General features: G+C 71.0%; 19 protein-coding genes. 9 read left to right on the top strand and 10 right to left on the bottom strand.

The features are described from left to right. Positions 1-91: 91 nt before the first annotated feature. Positions 92-562, top strand: a complete 471-nt coding sequence (locus tag ACZ4UU_RS35360) for a winged helix-turn-helix transcriptional regulator (RefSeq protein ID WP_471907481.1) — start codon at positions 92-94, stop codon at positions 560-562. Positions 563-590: 28 nt separating this feature from the next. On the opposite strand, the gene ACZ4UU_RS35365 is transcribed toward ACZ4UU_RS35360, so the two are convergent. Together ACZ4UU_RS35365 and ACZ4UU_RS35370 are read right to left on the bottom strand one after the other, a co-directional pair. Next, positions 591-1,520: a DUF6807 domain-containing protein gene (locus ACZ4UU_RS35365; RefSeq protein WP_471907482.1), complete on the bottom strand. Its 930-nt coding sequence runs from the start codon at positions 1,518-1,520 to the stop codon at positions 591-593. Continuing rightward, complete coding sequence (locus ACZ4UU_RS35370; RefSeq protein ID WP_471907483.1) at positions 1,517-2,707, bottom strand: Gfo/Idh/MocA family protein; 1,191 nt, start codon at positions 2,705-2,707, stop codon at positions 1,517-1,519. The genes ACZ4UU_RS35365 and ACZ4UU_RS35370 overlap by 4 nt, the downstream gene beginning before the upstream one ends. Before the next feature lie 271 nt (positions 2,708-2,978). Here ACZ4UU_RS35370 and ACZ4UU_RS35375 point away from each other — a divergent pair, with 271 nt between their 5' ends. From ACZ4UU_RS35375 to ACZ4UU_RS35385, 3 genes are all read left to right on the top strand, one after another. Beyond that, positions 2,979-3,854: an undecaprenyl-diphosphate phosphatase gene (locus ACZ4UU_RS35375; protein ID WP_471907484.1), complete on the top strand. Its 876-nt coding sequence runs from the start codon at positions 2,979-2,981 to the stop codon at positions 3,852-3,854. 149 nt (positions 3,855-4,003) lie between these two features. Beyond that, positions 4,004-4,183, top strand: coding sequence for a hypothetical protein (locus ACZ4UU_RS35380; RefSeq protein ID WP_078504336.1), 180 nt, complete (start codon positions 4,004-4,006; stop codon positions 4,181-4,183). A 41-nt stretch (positions 4,184-4,224) separates the two neighbouring features. Then, positions 4,225-4,809, top strand: coding sequence for a chloramphenicol phosphotransferase CPT family protein (locus ACZ4UU_RS35385; RefSeq protein WP_471907485.1), 585 nt, complete (start codon positions 4,225-4,227; stop codon positions 4,807-4,809). A 40-nt stretch (positions 4,810-4,849) separates the two neighbouring features. Here ACZ4UU_RS35385 and ACZ4UU_RS35390 read toward each other — a convergent pair whose 3' ends face one another. After that, positions 4,850-5,983 (bottom strand): hypothetical protein, encoded by a 1,134-nt coding sequence (locus ACZ4UU_RS35390; protein ID WP_471907486.1) that lies wholly within the window; start codon positions 5,981-5,983, stop codon positions 4,850-4,852. Between the two features lie 95 nt (positions 5,984-6,078). On the opposite strand from ACZ4UU_RS35390, the gene ACZ4UU_RS35395 reads away from it, so the two are divergent. Together ACZ4UU_RS35395 and lnt are read left to right on the top strand one after the other, a co-directional pair. Then, positions 6,079-6,576 carry a nuclear transport factor 2 family protein gene (locus ACZ4UU_RS35395; protein WP_471907487.1) on the top strand — a complete coding sequence of 166 codons (498 nt, stop codon included), beginning with the start codon at positions 6,079-6,081 and terminating at the stop codon, positions 6,574-6,576. Positions 6,577-6,657: 81 nt separating this feature from the next. Beyond that, the gene (gene lnt / locus ACZ4UU_RS35400) at positions 6,658-8,241 is read left to right on the top strand and encodes an apolipoprotein N-acyltransferase (RefSeq protein WP_471907488.1); all 1,584 of its coding nucleotides are present in this window, start codon (positions 6,658-6,660) and stop codon (positions 8,239-8,241) included. Between the two features lie 21 nt (positions 8,242-8,262). Here lnt and ACZ4UU_RS35405 read toward each other — a convergent pair whose 3' ends face one another. Beyond that, positions 8,263-9,168, bottom strand: coding sequence for a Gfo/Idh/MocA family protein (locus ACZ4UU_RS35405; protein WP_471907489.1), 906 nt, complete (start codon positions 9,166-9,168; stop codon positions 8,263-8,265). Continuing rightward, positions 9,140-10,366, bottom strand: a complete 1,227-nt coding sequence (locus ACZ4UU_RS35410; protein ID WP_471907490.1) for an FAD-dependent monooxygenase — start codon at positions 10,364-10,366, stop codon at positions 9,140-9,142. The genes ACZ4UU_RS35405 and ACZ4UU_RS35410 overlap by 29 nt, the downstream gene beginning before the upstream one ends. 107 nt (positions 10,367-10,473) lie before the next feature. Between ACZ4UU_RS35410 and ACZ4UU_RS35415 the strand changes: the two genes are divergently transcribed. From ACZ4UU_RS35415 to ACZ4UU_RS35425, 3 genes are all read left to right on the top strand, one after another. Further along, positions 10,474-11,091: a TetR/AcrR family transcriptional regulator gene (locus ACZ4UU_RS35415; RefSeq protein ID WP_471907491.1), complete on the top strand. Its 618-nt coding sequence runs from the start codon at positions 10,474-10,476 to the stop codon at positions 11,089-11,091. 42 nt (positions 11,092-11,133) lie between these two features. After that, positions 11,134-11,646 carry a DinB family protein gene (locus ACZ4UU_RS35420; RefSeq protein WP_471907492.1) on the top strand — a complete coding sequence of 171 codons (513 nt, stop codon included), beginning with the start codon at positions 11,134-11,136 and terminating at the stop codon, positions 11,644-11,646. A gap of 481 nt (positions 11,647-12,127) precedes the next feature. Continuing rightward, the gene (locus ACZ4UU_RS35425; protein ID WP_471907493.1) at positions 12,128-12,280 is read left to right on the top strand and encodes a hypothetical protein; all 153 of its coding nucleotides are present in this window, start codon (positions 12,128-12,130) and stop codon (positions 12,278-12,280) included. A 69-nt stretch (positions 12,281-12,349) separates the two neighbouring features. Here ACZ4UU_RS35425 and ACZ4UU_RS35430 read toward each other — a convergent pair whose 3' ends face one another. The 5 genes from ACZ4UU_RS35430 to fabG all read right to left on the bottom strand — a co-directional run bounded on the left by ACZ4UU_RS35430 (position 12,350) and on the right by fabG (position 17,048). After that, positions 12,350-12,805, bottom strand: a complete 456-nt coding sequence (locus ACZ4UU_RS35430; protein ID WP_471907494.1) for a hypothetical protein — start codon at positions 12,803-12,805, stop codon at positions 12,350-12,352. 125 nt (positions 12,806-12,930) lie between these two features. Further along, complete coding sequence (locus tag ACZ4UU_RS35435; RefSeq protein WP_471907495.1) at positions 12,931-13,614, bottom strand: uracil-DNA glycosylase; 684 nt, start codon at positions 13,612-13,614, stop codon at positions 12,931-12,933. A gap of 119 nt (positions 13,615-13,733) precedes the next feature. Next, on the bottom strand, positions 13,734-15,314 hold the full coding sequence (locus tag ACZ4UU_RS35440) for an ABC transporter substrate-binding protein (RefSeq protein WP_471907496.1): 1,581 nt from the start codon (positions 15,312-15,314) through the stop codon (positions 13,734-13,736). 191 nt (positions 15,315-15,505) lie between these two features. Beyond that, the gene (locus ACZ4UU_RS35445) at positions 15,506-16,267 is read right to left on the bottom strand and encodes an SDR family oxidoreductase (RefSeq protein ID WP_471907497.1); all 762 of its coding nucleotides are present in this window, start codon (positions 16,265-16,267) and stop codon (positions 15,506-15,508) included. Between the two features lie 19 nt (positions 16,268-16,286). Then, the gene (gene fabG / locus ACZ4UU_RS35450) at positions 16,287-17,048 is read right to left on the bottom strand and encodes a 3-oxoacyl-ACP reductase FabG (protein ID WP_471907498.1); all 762 of its coding nucleotides are present in this window, start codon (positions 17,046-17,048) and stop codon (positions 16,287-16,289) included. Between the last annotated feature and the right edge of the window lie 52 nt (positions 17,049-17,100).

Consider the following 17,100-nt stretch of genomic DNA (forward strand, 5'->3'; position numbering starts at 1 on the left):
AGTAGGAAATCCGAACTCACCATAACCCCGTGGGTTGGGAAATCAAACCCATCCGGTTTGAAAGTCGAACCCACCCCTTAAACTGAGCGGCATGGCCGCCACCAAAGACCCGCGCCCCTGTTCCATCGCCGACGCCCTCGCGCTCGTCGGCGAGAAGTACTCCCTGCTCGTCCTGCGCGAGGTGTGCCTGGGCAACGGCCGCTTCGACCAGCTCGTGCGCAACATCGGCGCCCCGCGCGACATCCTGGCCACCCGGCTGCGCCGCCTCGTCGACGCCGGCATCCTCACCAAGCGCGCCTACAGCGAGCGCCCGCAGCGGTTCGAGTACCGGCCGACGCAGGCGGGGCTGGAGTTGGAGCCGGTCCTGATGACCCTCATGGCGTGGGGCGACCGCCATCTCCGCACGGACGACGACCGCCCCATGGTGATCGAGCACATCTGCGGCAACGAACTGGTCCCGGTCGTCACCTGCCGGGCCTGCGGCGACCCGGTGCGCCACGAGGACCTGTCGGCCCACCCCCAGGCGCCCGGATGGACGGTGACGGGACCGTCGGCAGCGTGAGGTCCGCCGTCCCGTCGGAGGGCCGCGATCAGTGCCAGGGATGTGAGTCCAGGTACTTCACGATCTCCTCCCGCTCCCACGCCCCGTCGGCCACGACGACCCGGTAGCGGCGGGTGAGGGTGTCCCCGGGCGCCAGTTCCAGCTCGTCGTGGAACGCCCAGGACGGGGCGACGCCCGCGAAGGGCTCGTTGCGTACGAACCAGTGGGCGGGGTGGGCGCCGTCGTCGCCGGCGTGGTCGTTCTCGGGGGCGTGCGCGAAGACGAGGGTCGCGTGGCCGTCGGTGCCGTCGTGCTCACCGGAGTAGGCCAGCCAGGGCGCCTGTTCGCCCATCAGGCCGGTGCCCTCGGCGTCCGGGGTGATGATCCGGCCGCCCTGGAAGGCCCGCGGGCCGCGCCAGAACAGGCCCGTGTATCCGGCCATGCCGCGCCCGGCGGTGGTGGGGCTGCCGAACCGCAGCGGCTCGGCGCGCCGGTTCGTCACGGCGCTCGTCCAGGTCAGCGCCCATGAGCCGGACTCCGGCTCGACGTCGTGCACCTCGACCGTGCGCCGCTCGTCGGCCCACAGCTCTCCGTCGTGCGGATGCCAGGTCAGCCGCTCGGCGATGACGACCCGGTCACCGTCCGAGGAGACCTCGTCGAACGCGACGTGCCGCATCGAGCCGACGCGCTCGGGGAGCTCCAGGTACCCCTGCCCGTGGACGTAGCTGTTGCCGCCCCACAGATTGGCCCCGGACAGGTGCGAGGCCGTCAGCGACAGTCCCTTGTGCCAGCGGTGGTCGTTGGGCCGGTAGTCGGTGACGACGTCACCGGCGAGGGTCCGCAGCGGATGGACGTACGGCTTCGGCGCCTCCCAGGCGGCCTCCGGCCGGTAGACGTAGGCGAGGAGCTCCACGCCGGTGGCCGACTCGGTCACCGTGACGCGGTCGCCGTGCGCGTGGACGATACGCAGCCCGGTCATACGACGGCTTCCTCGCCCGGCGCCGCCCGCTCGGCCGTGACCGGCGCCCAGCCGGGCGCGCCCCCGTGCATCGCGACGTAGAAGGGATCGCCGGGGCCTATCTCCCCGGCGCGAACCGTCGCGTCCGTGAACGCCGACTTGTACAGCGCGGCGATCAGCTCCAGGCTCGTGCGCCCGTCCGCGCCGCTGCTGCGCGGCCGCTCTCCCGCACGCATGCTCGCCACCAGCTCCCGCAGCTGCTCCAGATGCGAACTGGGCAGGTCCGCGCCGAAGTCCTGCCAGGCCTTGGCCTCGGTGTCCGGCACGTCCCGGGCCGGCGTGATGCGCCAGTCGTCGTTGCGGTGCCCGTACAGATGGGTCAGTTCCACGGTCGCGCGCTCGCAGTCGATGCGGATGCGGCTGACCTCGTCGGGGCTCAGCACGCTGTTCACGATGGTCGCCATCGCACCGTTCGCGAAGCGGACGAGGGCCGTCGACACGTCCTCGGTCTCGACGTCGTGCACCAGCCGGCCGGCCATGGCACGCACCTCGCTCCACGGTCCGAGCAGGTCGAGCAGCAGATCCATCTGGTGGATCCCGTGCCCCATCGCGGGACCGCCGCCCTCGGTCGCCCAGCGGCCGCGCCAGGGCACGGCGTAGTAGGCGGTGTCCCGGTACCAGGTGGTCTGGCAGTGCGCGACGAGCGGGCGGCCCATGGCCCGCTCGGCGAGCAGACGTCGCACGTGCCGGGTGCCCGAGCCGAAGCGGTGCTGGAAGACGATCGAGGCGTACGGGCCGCCGTCCTCACCCTCCTCCGCCTCCACGGCGTCGAAGTCCGCGAGGCTCGGCACCGGCGGCTTCTCGCACCAGACCCAGGCACCGGCCCGCAGGGCGGCGACCGTCTGGTCACGGTGCAGGGTCGGCGGGGTGCAGATGACGACCAGGTCGGGCCGCTGCTCCTGAAGCATCCGGTCCAGGTCGGTGTGGGGGTGGGGTGCCTGTGCTCCGGCCGTGGCCGGACCCGCCTCCGCGCAGAAGGACCGCGCCGACGCCGCGTCGATGTCGACGGCGGCGACGAGTTCCGTCTCGCCCTCCTCGGCGAGCCTGGCGAGCGCGGGCAGGTGGGAGTCGCGTGCGATGGCGCCGGTACCGATCACGGCGACCCTGATGCGGCGGCCGGTGAGCGGGGCGATCTCGGATGCGGCCATGGACGTGAGACTCCTCCGGAGCGCCAACGACGAGTTGATGAGCGACGCGATAGCAAGCGCTTTCGGTCCGAAGCAACGTAAGCGGCGGCCCCACCGCAGGTCAACACCGGTCCGGCCGAGGTCGGCGATCGGCTGCCGAGCCCCTGTGCGGGAGCCGTCATCGGAGGGCGCTACGCTGCCCCTCGACACTCGCGGTCACCGATCACTGCGCCGCCGACGCGGTGTCCTCCATCCCCCCTTGCCACGATCAGCACTTGGACTCCGTAACTTCATGTCTTGGTTTGAATCCCTCATCCTCGGACTCGTCCAGGGGCTGACCGAGTTCCTCCCCGTGTCCTCCAGCGCGCATCTGCGGCTGACCGCGGCGTTCTCGGGCTGGGAGGACCCGGGCGCGGCCTTCACGGCGATCACGCAGATCGGCACGGAGACCGCCGTGCTGATCTACTTCCGCAAGGACATCGGACGGATCATCGCGGCGTGGCTGAAGTCGCTGACGAACAAGGAGATGCGGCGCGACCACGACGCGCAGATGGGCTGGCTGGTGATCGTCGGCTCGATCCCGATCGGTGTGCTCGGCCTGACGCTCAAGGACCAGATCGAGGGCCCGTTCCGGGATCTGCGCATCACCGCGACCATGCTGATCGTCGTCGGCATCATCATCGGCATCGCCGACCGGATGGCGGCCCGCGACGAGTCGGGCGGCCGCCACCGCGCGCCCAAGCAGCGCAAGGGGCTCGAGGACCTGAACGTGAAGGACGGCCTGATCTTCGGCCTGTGCCAGTCCGCGGCGCTCGTGCCCGGTGTCTCCCGCTCCGGCGCGACCATCAGCGGCGGCCTCTTCATGGGCTACAACCGCGAGGCCGCGGCCCGCTACTCCTTCCTCCTCGCGATCCCGGCTGTCCTCGCCTCCGGCCTCTTCGAGCTCAAGGACGCGATGGAGAGCGGCCATGTCTCCTGGGGTCCGACGATCTTCGCCACGGTGATCGCCTTCGCGACCGGTTACGCGGTCATCGCATGGTTCATGAAGTTCATCTCGACGAAGAGCTTCATGCCGTTCGTCTGGTACCGCATCGCGCTCGGCATCGTCATCATCGCGCTCGTGGCCACGGGCGTCCTGAGCCCCCACGCGGCGGAGTCGGCGGGCTGACGCGCCTCCAGCGCACTTCGGCCGAGCGCCCCGCCTCCTGACCGGCAGGTCAGTACAAGCGGGTCCGCCCCAAGTCCGTGACCAATCACATACGTTGCGCGTAGCCGTCCGGTAGCGGACGGTCAGTCCTTGCCCCTAGGCTTGTCCGCATGTCCCCCCATTCCTTAGGCCCTGGTTCCGTGCGGTCTGCTGCCGAGGTGAACGAGGAGATTCGCGCCCTGTGGCTGCGCGCGGGCGGCTCGCTGTCCGCCCAGGAGCGCGCGGAGTACGAACTGTTGGTGGTCGAGTGGGCCGCCGCCATCCGCGGTGAGGTCATCGAGGCGGCCTGAGACAGGCCCGGCCCGCGGCCCAACTGCCTAAGATCCACTGCATGGAGCATCTGGATCACGTACCCGCTCGCCGTGGCCTCGTCATCTTCCTGAACGGCACGTCCAGTTCGGGCAAGTCGAGCATCGCCACCGAGCTGCTGCGGATCCTCGACGAGCCGTACTTCCATCTGCCCGTCGACGCCTTCCACGCGATGCGCTCCCGCACCCCGGTCCCGCCGGACCAACTGCCGACCGTCCTCCATCGCACCTGGCAGGGCTTCCACCGCGCGGTCGCCGGAATGGCCGCCGCCGGCAACAACGTCGTCGTCGACCATGTACTGAGCGCCGAGTGGCGGCTCAGGGACTGCCTCTCGCTCCTCGTTCCGCAGGACGTGGTTCTGGTCAAGGTGCACTGCGCCCCGCAGGAACTGGAACGCCGGGAGCGCGGGCGGGGCGACCGGCCGGCCGGTCTCGCCGCCGCCCAGTCGGCGCAGGTGCACTCACACGGCGTCTACGACGTGGACTGCGACACCACCCACACCACACCCCAGGAATGCGCCCGCCGAATCAAGGACTTCCTGAACGACCGCCCCACACCCACCGCCTTTGAACGACTGCGTGCCGGGCGCGACCGGCAGTCGCTCTAGCCCGGCTCTGATCAAGGCCGACGCGCCGATCCCGGCCTGATCAGAGCGACGCGAGTGCCTTGTCCACGCGTCGCGACGTGCCCGGGTGCGTGACCCATCGGCTCAGGGTCTCCAGCTCCGTCCGTGCCGCCCGGTCCCCGATCCGAGCCAGCGCGGCGATGCCCGCCTCGGCCACATGGGGTGAGCGGAGAGAGTCCCCGGACCGCTGGTCCAAGGCGGTCTCCACAAGGGCGACGAGGGCCTCGGTGGTGTCCGGTCGAGGCGGCAGCAGCGAGAGCATCCAGGCGAGTCCGCGCAGGACATGGGAGTTGAAGGGGTCGAGACACGCGTTCACGTCGAAGTGGACGTGCGGATGGCCGACCAGCGGCAAGGTCCGGTCCAGGGGGACCAGCTCGAACCACCTGAGCACCGCTCGTCGCGCCTCTTCCGGACCGACGGCGTCCAGCAGTGCCGACCCGGTCCGTCTCCACTTCGCCGACGGTGTGTCGGCCGTCGCCGGGGCCGGATGCTCCAGCAGCCGCAGCCACTGTTCTCCTCCCGCCGTGGCTTCCTCGACGGCCGCGTCGGCCCAGGGTTCACCGGGGTTGAGCACCGGCCCGGGGAACCTGGCCAGCAGGTCCCGCATGCCGGGTTCCGCGGCGTTCGCCGCCGCCTGTGTGCGGCGGTGGCCCGGCAGGTTCGCGGCAGCTCCGGTGCGCCGGAAGGCGGCCAGGACGGCCGGGTCGGGGGTGCGACCGGCGGCGAGTTCCGCGTCGGCCAGTTCCCAGATCCGGTGGGTCGACCACACGAGGTACTGGTCCCGCAACCCGGCGAGCTGCTCCTGCCGTTCACCGGCCAACAGGTCCCCGTCCAGGCCACGGGCGACTCCGGAGGCCACCATGAGCAGTTCGGTGCGGAAGTATCCCTGGTCCCGCCTGAACTCCTCGGCCGACCAGACGTCTTCCACATGGGCGTACCAACCCGCCCATATGCCGGCGAGCTCCAGCCGGTCCCGGTCGGGCAGCGCCCGCAGCAGCTCCATGTTCTGTGAACCCACGCCCGTCATGGACCCGTTGTGGCAGGCGGCCCGCAGCACGGCGCGGGCCAGCTCCGGCAGGTCGCCGCGTTCGGCGAGCCCCCGGTACCGAGCGGCCTGTTCTGCCAGGAGCTGCCTGTTCCGCATCCATGTGCTCATGGTCGACAGCGTAGGAGGGGCCACTGACAACGAACGCCTCGAATATCGCCGCACGCCCTCTTGGCTCCGTGCACCACATGCCCAACACTGAGCCGATGACGCAGCGTGTGGAGCTCGCCACCCTGAGGGACCGGCTGGCGGTCGACGGACTGATCACCGACTACGCGGTGGCCGTGGACGACGGCGACTGGGAGTCCTACCGGAGCCTGTTCGCCCCCGACGGACGCGCGGACTACCGCTCGGCCGGCGGCATCGAGGGGGACGCCGGGAGCGTCGCCGACTGGCTGGCCGAGAGCATGCGGCTGTTCTCGATGCGGCAGCACCTCATCGTCAACCGCAGGGTGCGCTTCGGGATCCTGGAGCAGGACATCGGCGACACGGCCCGGGTCCAGGCCGACTACATCAACCCGATGCGGTTCGCCCAGGACGGCGACGGCTCCTCCGGCAGCTGCGCCGCCCCCGACTTCGTGTGCGGCGGGCGCTACGCCTTCGCACTGCTGCGCACCGACACCGGCTGGCGGCTGCGCGAGGTGGTCGTCCAGGAGAAATGGCGCCGCCTGCCCGAACGGACCACGCCCGCGATGATCGACTGAGCGACGCCCGGTCCCGGCCCCACTGTCCCGTTGTCAGTGCCTGTGAGCACACTGGAAGCACCACGGGGTAGGAGGTGATGCATGAAGACGATCAGCGACTGGCTCACCTCCCCGTGGCGCCGCTCGGCCGCCGCCGCCCTGGCCGGGGCGCTGCCCGTGCTCGCCTTCCCGGAGCCGTCGTGGTGGTGGTTCGCGTACGTCGCCCTGGTTCCCTGGATGGCGCTGCTGCGCTCCGCGCCGACCGGGAGGCGGGCGCTGTACGAAGGCTGGTGGGGCGGGTTCGGATTCATGCTGGCGATGCACCACTGGCTGCTGCCGAACCTCCATGTGTTCACGTTCGTCATCGCCGCGCTGCTCGGTGCCCTGTGGGCGCCCTGGGGCTGGTTGGTGCGCCGCTTCCTGCCCGCGCGGCCGTCCCCGGGGCGGGTCGCGGCGGCCCTCGTGGTCCTGCCGTCCGGTTGGCTGCTGATCGAGCTCGTCCGCTCCTGGCAGGGGCTGGGCGGGCCGTGGGGTGTGCTGGGCTCCAGCCAGTGGGAGGTGGAGCCCGCGCTGCGGCTCGCCTCGGTGGGCGGGGTGTGGCTGATCAGCTTCCTTGTGGTGGCCGTCAACGTCGCGGCCGCCGTGCTGATGGCGGTGCGCCGGTGCCGGGTCGCCGCGGTGGCCGGCCTCGTGGCCACCGCCGTCGCCGCCTCGGCCGCCTGGGTGTGGTCCCCGCGCCCCGACGTCACCGACCGGGTCCGGATCGCCGTCGTGCAGCCGGGCGTCATACAGGGCGCGGGCGCGCCCGACCGGCGGTTCGACCGGGAGGAGCAGCTCACCCGCCAGCTGGCCCGCCAGGGCGCCGACCTGATCGTCTGGGGCGAGAGCAGCGTCGGCTACGACCTGGACGACCGGCCCGACTTCGCACGGCGCCTCGCGGCACTGTCCCGGGAGACGGGGGCGAACATCCTGGTCAACGTGGACGCGCGCCGCTCCGACAAGCCCGGCATCTACAAGAGCTCGATCCTCGTCGGCCCGGACGGCCCGACCGGCGCCCGCTACGACAAGATGCGGCTGGTCCCCTTCGGGGAGTACATACCGGCCCGCTCGCTGCTGGGCTGGGCCACCTCCGTGGGCGAGGCGGCGGCCGAGGACCGCAGGCGCGGCACGGAACAGGTCGTGATGAACGCCGGACACGGACTGCGGATCGGTCCGATGGTCTGCTTCGAGTCCGCCTTCTCGGACATGAGCCGCAACCTCGTCGACGACGGCGCCCAGATTCTGATCGCCCAGTCGGCGACATCGACGTTCCAGCAGAGCTGGGCCCCCGAGCAGCACGCCTCGCTCGCCGCGCTGCGCGCCGCCGAGACCGGCCGGCCGATGGTGCACGCGACCCTGACCGGCGTCTCCGCCGTGTACGGCCCGAGCGGACAGCGCGTCGGTTCCTGGCTCGGCACGGACGCGAGCACGAGCGCGGTCTACGAGGTGCCGTTGGCCGACGGTGTCACGCCGTACGTCCGCTTCGGCGAGTGGCCGGTGTACGCGGCACTGCTGATCATCGTCGTCTGGGGCGCGACCGAGGGCGTACGGATACGGCGCCCACGGCTGAGGCGGAGGCCCACTGCGGAACCGCGCGAACACCCCGCTCACACCGCACACGGCTCGCCGGCCCGCCCCGGACACTGAACCCGGACCGGCGTCGGCGGTTCAGGCGGCCCGGTCCTCGACCGCCCTGACGACCCGCTCGCACAACTCGTGCGTCGCCAGCGCGTCCCGGGCGCTGAGCACCTTGCCCGCGCGCACGGCGTCGAGGAAGGCCAGCACGGCCTGCTCGATACCGCGCTGCCTGGCCACCGGCACCCAGTCGCCGCGCCGCCGAACCGTCGGCTGACCCTTGTGGTCGATGACCTCGGCGAGGTTGAGGACCTGGCGCTTGGTGTCCTGTCCGGACACCTCCAGGATCTCCTCGGCCGAGCCGCTGAGCCGGTTCATCACACCGAGCGCGGTGAAACCGTCCCCGGCGAGCTGGAGCACGACATGGTGGAGCAGCCCGCTCTCGACGCGGGCGCGCACGGTCACGTCGACGACCGGGCCGGGCACGAGGAAGCGCAGCGTGTCGACGACGTGGATGAAGTCGTCCAGGATCATCGAGCGCGGCTCCTCCGGCAGCCCGATCCGGTTCTTCTGCATGAGGATCAGCTCGCGCGGATGGTCCGCGCACTGCGCGTATCCGGGCGCGTAGCGCCGGTTGAAGCCGACGGCGAGGCTCACGTTCCGCCGCTCGGCGAGTGCCACCAGCCGCTCGGACTCGGCGAGTTGGTAGGCGAGCGGCTTGTCGACATACGTCGGCACACCCGCCTCCAGCAACCGGGTCACGATCTCGGGGTGCGCGACGGTGGCCGCGTGCACGAACGCGGCGTCGAGGCCCTGCTCGAGAAGCGAGTCGAGGTCGGCGTGCCGCTGTTCGGCCGGGAGGTGCAGGGTGTCGGCGACCCGGGCGAGGGTGGCGGGCGTACGGGTCTGCAGATGCAGTTCGACCCCGGGCTGGAAGCCGAGCACCGGAAGGTAGGCCTTCTGCGCGATGTCACCGAGTCCGATGCAGCCGACCTTCACGGGGTGCTCTCCTCTCATGCTTGCCTGCCGGGGTCTGCCTGGAAGCATACGGCCGCTGCGGTGGCCGCCAGTCGGCGATGTCCTCGAAGCCGCGCAGGAACAGCGCGGGCGCGACCTTGGACAGGGCGGCGAGCGTGGTGTTCCGAACGGCGATCCCGGCGCGGTTGGTCATCAGGTTGAGGCGGGCGACCTTGACGGCCTGGCGGGCGACGGCGGTCGTACGCGGGAGGCGGGCCGCCGTGTAGGCGGCGAGGTCGTCGCAGTGGTGCGCGAGGACCACCGCGTCCTCGATGGCCTGGTTGCCGCCCTGGCCGAGCGTGGGTGGCATGGCGTGTGCGGCGTCTCCGACCAGGGCGACCCGGCCGCGGTGGTGGGCGGGCAGCGGCTCGGCGATGTGGTGGACGTCGTGACGCAGCACGTCCTCGGGGCGGGCGGCGGCGAGGATCGCGGGGATCGGGTCGTGCCAGTCGCCGTAGCGGCGCAGCAGCTCGGCCTTCTCGTCGTCGGGTGCGTGCTCCGCCGCGGGCGTGATCGCCGCGGCGTAGGCGTAGACCCGGCCGTCCTTGAGCGGGTGGGAGCCCCAGATGCGCCCCGGGCCCCAGGTCTCGTGCGAGGCGAACCGCGCGCCGGGCACCGGGATCACGACCCGCCAAGTGGTGAACCCGGAGTAGACGGCGCCGGGGTGGTCCGGGAAGAGCATCCGGCGTACGGCGGACCGGATGCCGTCGGCGGCCACCACGAGGTCGGCCTCCAGGTCGCCGTCCGGTGTGCTGACCCGCGCGGGGCGGTCGGCGGATCCCGGATCGGTGACGGTCGCGGCGCCCCCGGTGCGGACGGCTTCGGCCGGGAGCAGTGCGGCGAGGCTGTTGAGGAGGGTGGCCCGGTGGAGGAGGACGAGCGGGCCGCCGAAGCGCGCGGCCACGGCGGCGGCGTCCGTGCGGGAGAGCCAGCGCCCGGACGGTGTGCGCAGTCCTCCGTCGCCCTGCCAGGCGGCCAGGTCGCGGATCTCGTCGCCCAGCCCGATGACGTCCAGCGCGCGCAGGGAGTTGGGGGCGAGGGAGATAGCCGCGCCGACCGGCTCCAGGGATGGGGCCCGCTCCAGGACGGTGACGTCCCAGCCGCTCCGGTGGAGTGCGGCGGCCGCGGTCAGACCTCCGATGCCGCCACCGATCACGACGGCCCGCCTCGACTGTGCCATGGCTCCTCCTGAACGACTCTGGTCCTGCCGACTCACGAAACTACATCTGTAGTAACCTGCTGCCTCGACCGTACTACAGACGTAGTGCGACGAGTAGGTTGCTCTCCATGGCCGTACACACCCCGGGCGCCGCCCCGCGCGCCGATCTCGTCGCCGACACCGCCCTCGCACTACTCGCCGAACGCGGGATGCGCGGGCTCACGCACCGGGCGGTCGACGAGGCGGCCGAGCTGCCGCAGGGATCGACGTCCAATGTGGCGCGCACCCGGCAGGCGCTGCTGGAGCTGGCGGTGCGGCGGCTCGCTGAGCGTGAGGCGCGGGTGCTGGCGCTGGAGGAGATGCCCGATCCGCGGGGCGGCCTCGACTCCCTGGCCGACGGCCTGGCCCTGGCGACGCACCGCGCCCTGACCCGCAACCGCGAGCTGACGCTCGCCCGCTACGAACTGGCCCTGGAGGCCACGCGCCGCCCCGAGCTGCGCGCCTACTTCGACGCGACGGGCGCCCGCTTCCGCGACCAGCTCACCGCCCTGCTGACCGCGGCGGGCTCCACGGACCCGCCCCGGCATGTGCTGTCCCTGGTCGCCTGGGCGGACGGGCTGATGTTCAGCTGCGTCGCCGGGTCGTTCAGCTCGGAGGCGCCGACCCTGGCCGAGGTGCGGGCGGGGCTGCGCGAACTGCTCGACGGAATGTCCGGCCAGGGCGTGCGCGGAACGGGCCGACCGTAAAACCCCTCGTGAACCGGCCCGAGTTGAGCGACGATGCGGTGCATGACCCTCGAACGCCATGAGCCCTCCACCACCGCCGACGAGCGCACGATGCTGGAGGGCTGGCTGGACTACCACCGGCAGACCCTCGCCTGGAAGTGCGAGGGCCTGACCGACGCCCAGCTCAGGACCGCCTCCGTGGAGCCGTCGGAGCTGACCCTGATGGGACTGGTGCGGCACATGGCGGAGGTGGAACGGGGCTGGTTCTGCCAGGTGCTCATGGACGAGGATCCGGGCCCGATCTATTTCTCCGAGGAGGATCCCGACGGCGAGTTCCATCTCACCGAGGCGGACACCTGGGAGGAGGCGTACGCCACCTGGCAGGCCGAGATCGACATCGCCCGACGCCACGCGGCCGGCTTCGGTCTGGACGACCTCTCCAAGGGCCGGAGTCGGCGGAGCGGTGAGCAGTTCAACCTGCGCTGGATCCTCACCCACATGATCGAGGAGTACGCCCGTCACAACGGCCACGCCGACCTGATCCGTGAGCGCGTCGACGGCACCACCGGCGACTGACGTCAGCGGCGGCCGAGGCACACCGCCCGTACGGGGTCAGAGATCACCCGTACGGAGCAACGCCCCCTGCTCCGCACCCTCAACGGCAGCCGGAACCAGCAGAGTTGCGCCCGTGCATCGAACGACGACCACCGCAACGCTCCTGGTCACCATGGCTGTCTCGGCCCTCGCGGGCTGTACGACGGTCGCGTACCCGCCGCCGTCCGGTGGGTCGGCGGTACCGTCCCAGCCTCCGGCGCCGCGACCGAGCGGGTCCACGGAACCCGAGGTCGTGCAGGCGCCGGCCCGCGAGGCCCTGACGCTCATCGAAACGTCCCCCCGCCCGACCCCGACGAGGCCCGCCGCACGGTCCACGTCCCCCACCGCGCCGCCACGCACACCCCCGGCCCCGCGCTCACACGCGCACCCCCGACCCGAGCACCGGGAACCCCGCCACACGGGTCCCGACCGCCCCGAACGGCCGCACGTCGAGATCCCAGACGTGTCGGAGTCCGTCCGCAAGGGCGCCCAGGGGAACCCGGGGAGCACAGGGGACCCGGGGCAGGCGGACGTCTGCGCGCTGGGGAAGAAGTACGGCGGCTGGAGGCCGGACAGCCCGGAGTCGAAGATCTGCGAGCAGACTTACCGCCGTTGAAACGCGAGCGGGCTGCGCCCCCAGCCCGCTCCCCACATCCCCCGCCCTGCCCCGCCGCCCCCGCAGTACCTAGGGCCCCTCCCCCAAGCGCACCTCCAGCCGCCGGATCTCCGCCCGCACCCCGTCCCCGTAGCTGTCGTTCCCCAGCGCCCCCGCCGCTCCGCGCGCCCGGCGCAGATGGACGCGAGCGGCCTCGGCGCAGTCGAGCTTCACATAGTCGGCGGCCAGATTCAGATGCAGCGAGGGATACAGCGCCCGTACGGCGAGCGCACCGCCCGCGCCCTCCGCCTCCGTCAACGCCCGCAGGTCCCAGGCCAGTTCGTCCGCGGGGTCGTCCTGGGTGTCGGCCAGATAGTGGGCCAGGGTGCAGCGGTGCACGGGGTCGCCGTCCTCGCCGAGCTCCGTCCACAGGTCCAGCAGTCGACGCCGGGCCTCCTCGCGGTCCCCCGCATGGTGCAGCATGACGACCTGCCCGATCCGCGTCGGCACGGCCTCCGATGCCATCCGCTCCTGTCGCTCCGCCACCGCGTCCTCCGGGCCCTCGTCGGCTGGTCCCCCTCCCGACGCTAACCGCCGCCACCTGCGATCCCGGTCAGGCGGCTCCGTACGGCACCGGGCCGGTCCGGCGCGAGGACCGGCCCGGCGAGGGGTCAGCCCAGGTCCGGGATCCGCCAGTCGATCGGCTCGTGGCCCTGCGCGGCCACCGCCTCGTTGATCTGCGTGAACGGGCGGGACCCGAAGAACTTCTTCGCGGACAGCGGGGAGGGGTGCGCGCCCTTGACCACCACATGCCGTGTCTCGTCGATGAGCGGGAGCTTCTTCTGAGCGTAGTTGCCCCACAGCACGAACACCGCGGGGTCGGGCCGGTCGGCCACGGCCCGGATCACCGCGTCGGTGAACTTCTCCCAGCCCTTGCCCTTGTGCGAGTTGGCCTCGCCGGAGCGGACCGTCAGCACCGCGTTGAGCAGCAGGACGCCCTGCTGGGCCCAGGGCATCAGATAGCCGTTGTCGGGAACGGGGAGGCCGAGCTCCTCCTTCATCTCCTTGTAGATGTTGCGCAGCGAGGGCGGCGTCTTCACCCCGGGGCGGACCGAGAAGCACAGGCCGTGGCCCTGGCCCTCGCCGTGGTAGGGGTCCTGGCCGAGGACCAGGACCTTCACCTTGTCGTAGGGCGTCGCGTCCAGTGCGGCGAAGACCTCGTCGCGCGGCGGATAGACGGGACCCTTCGCCCGCTCCTCCTCGACGAACTCCGTCAGCTCCTTGAAGTAGGGCTGCTGCAGTTCGTCGGCCAGAACCCCGCGCCAGGACTCGGGCAGCATGGCGATGTCGGTCACGTCGACTTCCTTACGGTGTGCGGTGAACGGTGGGAAGTGACCGCGCGACGGTCACTTCCAGGCTTCAGAACCTACAGGCGACCACTGACAATCGCCCGGCCCACCGCTCATCCCGCCCGCTACCAGCTGGTCTTGCGGTACAGCTCCCCCATCATCATGATCGTCGAGGGGTCCAGCGCCCGCTCCGCACCCGAGACCTCCGCGCTCGCGGCCACGTACTGCCGGCCCTGCCACAGCGGCAGCAGCCGCGCGTCGTCGACGAGGATGCGCTGGGCGTCCTCGAAGTCCTTGACGACGTTGGCCCGGTCGCTCTGGGCGCGGGAGTTGGGCAGCAGACGGTCGGTGATGGTGGGCGTGACGTAGGGGGTGCCGAGGGCGTTCTGCTTGCCGACGAACGGCGCGATGAAGTTGTCGGCGTCCGGGAAGTCGGGGAACCAGCCGCGCCCGAACACCGGGTACTCGCCGTTCTGGTAGCCGGTGACGTACGTCTTCCAGGGGCGGCTCTTGAGGGTGATCTCGAAGAGGCCGGAGTCCTCGAGCTGGCTCTTCAGCTCCTCGAACTCCGCCTTGGTGGCGGAGCCGTAGCGGTCGCTGGTGTACCAGAGGGTGAGCGGCACGGGGGTCGTGACGCCCGCCTCCGTGAGGAACTTGCGGGCCTTGCTCACGCTGGGGTCGCCGTAGTCGTCGAAGAAGCCCGTGGTGTGTCCGGTCAGACCCTTGGGGACCATGGAGTAGAGCGGCTCGACGGTGTCCTTGTAGACCTTGTGGGCGATGGCCGGGCGGTCGATGACCTGGGCGACGGCCTTGCGGACGGCGGTCTTGCCGGCCATGGGGTCCTTGGGGTTGAAGACCAGGTAGTTGATCTCCGTGCCCGAGCCCTCGATCAGCTGGAGGTCGTCCTTGTCGTCGGCCTGGATGTCGACGATGTCGTCGGCGGCGAGGCCACGGAAGGCGACGTCGAGCTCCTGGTCGCGCAGTGCGGCGACCATGGTGGGCGAGTCCTGGAAGTAGCGGATGGTCACCGCGTCGTTCTTGCGCTCCGCGTACCCGTCGTACCTGTCGTTCTTGACGAGCTCGGCCTGCTTGCCCTCGTCGTACGACTCCAGGGTGTAGGGCCCGGATCCGACGATCGTGCCGTCCTCGCGGAGCTTGTCCGCCGGGTAGTCCTCGGGGTCGACGATCGACATCGCGGGCGTGGCCAGTACGAACGGGAAGGTGGCGTCGGCCTTGTTCAGGTGGAAGACGATCTCGCGGTCGTTCAGCACCTGGACACGTTCGAGGCTGCCGAGCAGGCCGGCCGGGCCGCCGTTGACGTTGATCTTCCGGATGCGGTCGATCGAGTACTTGACGGCCTTCGCGTCGAGGGTGTGCCCGTCGGAGAACTGCAGGCCCTCGCGCAGCTCGCAGCGGTACTTCATGTTGGTGTTGTCGGTGAACTGGCAGTTCTCCGCGGCGTCGGGCTCGGGCACGGTCGAGCCGGGCGGGTAGCTGAGCAGCGTCTGGTAGATGTTCCGGAACAGCTCCCAGGAGCTGTCCCAGGACGCGGCGGGATCAAGGGTGCTGGGGGCGGCCGTGGTCCCCACGACGATCGGCCCTTCCTCGTCCGAGGAATCGGACGAGAGGACACCGCACCCTGCCACCAGGGACGATATGGACGCGATGGCCGCCACCTGCCGCAGGCGTCGGATCCGGTTGAACACGCGCACGCTCCTCGATCTGCCATGCCAAGGGTCGGCAAAACATACCGCAGTGTTCCGGCCGGTGGACCTCCCGTCTCAGGAGCACTTGTTCACCTCTTCGGTGACTACGTTGTCAACAGCCGTTGATCTCCCGATACGTCGACAGGGGCGCCGCTGGTGTCCAGCGGCGCCCCTGTCGTAGGTGCCTTGCCTCAGCCGACGCCGGCGTTGAGGAAGATGCCGCCGTCGACGACAAGCGTCTGACCGGTGACCCAGTCGGACTGGTCCGACGTGAGGAACGCGGCGGCGCCGCCGATGTCGGAGGGCACGCCGAGCCGGCCCAGCGGGTAGGCCGCGGCGGCCTCGGCCTCGCGACCCTCGTACAGGGCCTGCGCGAACTTGGTCTTCACCACGGCCGGCGCGATGGCGTTGACCCGCACCTTGGGCGCGAACTCGTGCGCGAGTTGCTGGGTCAGGTTGATCAGCGCGGCCTTGCTGACGCCGTAGGCTGCGATGAACGGCGAGGGCGCGATGCCGGCGACGGAGGCGATGTTGACGATCGCGCCGCCGTTGTCCTTCTGCCAGGCATGCCAGGTCTTCTGCGCGAAGCCGAGCGCCGAGATCACGTTGGTCTCGAAGACCTTGCGCGCGACCCCCAGGTCGAGGTCGGCGATCGGCCCGAAGACCGGGTTCGTGCCGGCGTTGTTGACCAGGTGGTCGACGCGGCCGAAGGCCTCCATGGTGCGTTCGACGGCGACGGCCTGGTGGGCCTCGTCGTGCGCCTTGCCGGCCACGTAGATCGCGCGCTCGGCACCGAGCTGTTCGACGGCCTCCTTGAGGGCGTCCTCGTTGCGGCCGGTGATGCACACGCGGTCACCGCGTGCGACGAGCGCCTCGGCGACGCCGTATCCGATGCCGCGGCTGGCGCCCGTGACGAGGGCGACCTTGCCGGAGAGTGCAGGCAGTTCAGTCATGTTCGTTTCTCCCCCGGCCCTAGTCGAGCGGTCCGCCGGCGACGTACAGCACCTGGCCGGAGACGAATCCGGCCGCCTCGCCGGTGAAGAAGGCGATGGCGTTGGCGATGTCGTCGGGCTCACCGACCCGGGCCACCGGGATCTGGGTGGCGGCGGCCGCCTTGAAGTCCTCGAAGCCCATACCGACGCGGTCGGCGGTGGCCTTGGTCATCTCGGTGGCGATGAAGCCGGGGGCGACCGCGTTGGCGGTGACGCCGAACTTGCCGAGTTCCTTGGCGAGGGTCTTGGTGAAGCCCTGGAGGCCGGCCTTGGCGGCGGAGTAGTTGACCTGGCCGCGGTTGCCGAGCGCGGAGGACGAGGAGAGGTTGACGATCCGGCCGAAGCCCGCGTCCACCATGTGCTTCTGGCAGGCCTTGGACATCAGGAAGGCGCCGCGCAGGTGGACGTTCATGACGGTGTCCCAGTCGGAGACGCTCATCTTGAACAGCAGGTTGTCACGGAGCACACCCGCGTTGTTGACCAGGATCGTCGGGGCGCCGAGCTCGTCGGCGATCCGCGCGACGGCGGCCTCGACCTGCGCCTCGTCGGAGACGTCGCAGCCGACCGCGATGGCCTTGCCGCCGGCCGCGGTGATCTTCTCCACGGTGTCCTTGCAGGCGGCCTCGTCGAGGTCGATCACGGCGACCGCGCGGCCCTCGGCGGCCAGTCGTACGGCGGTGGCGGCGCCGATGCCGCGCGCTCCGCCGGTGACCACGGCGACCCGCTGCTCAGTGGTGGACATGGAATGACTCTCCTCGGGTGAGCGACCGCTTAGTACCTTCGATGGACGTGAC

This window comes from Streptomyces sp. NPDC028907 (assembly GCF_055564995.1).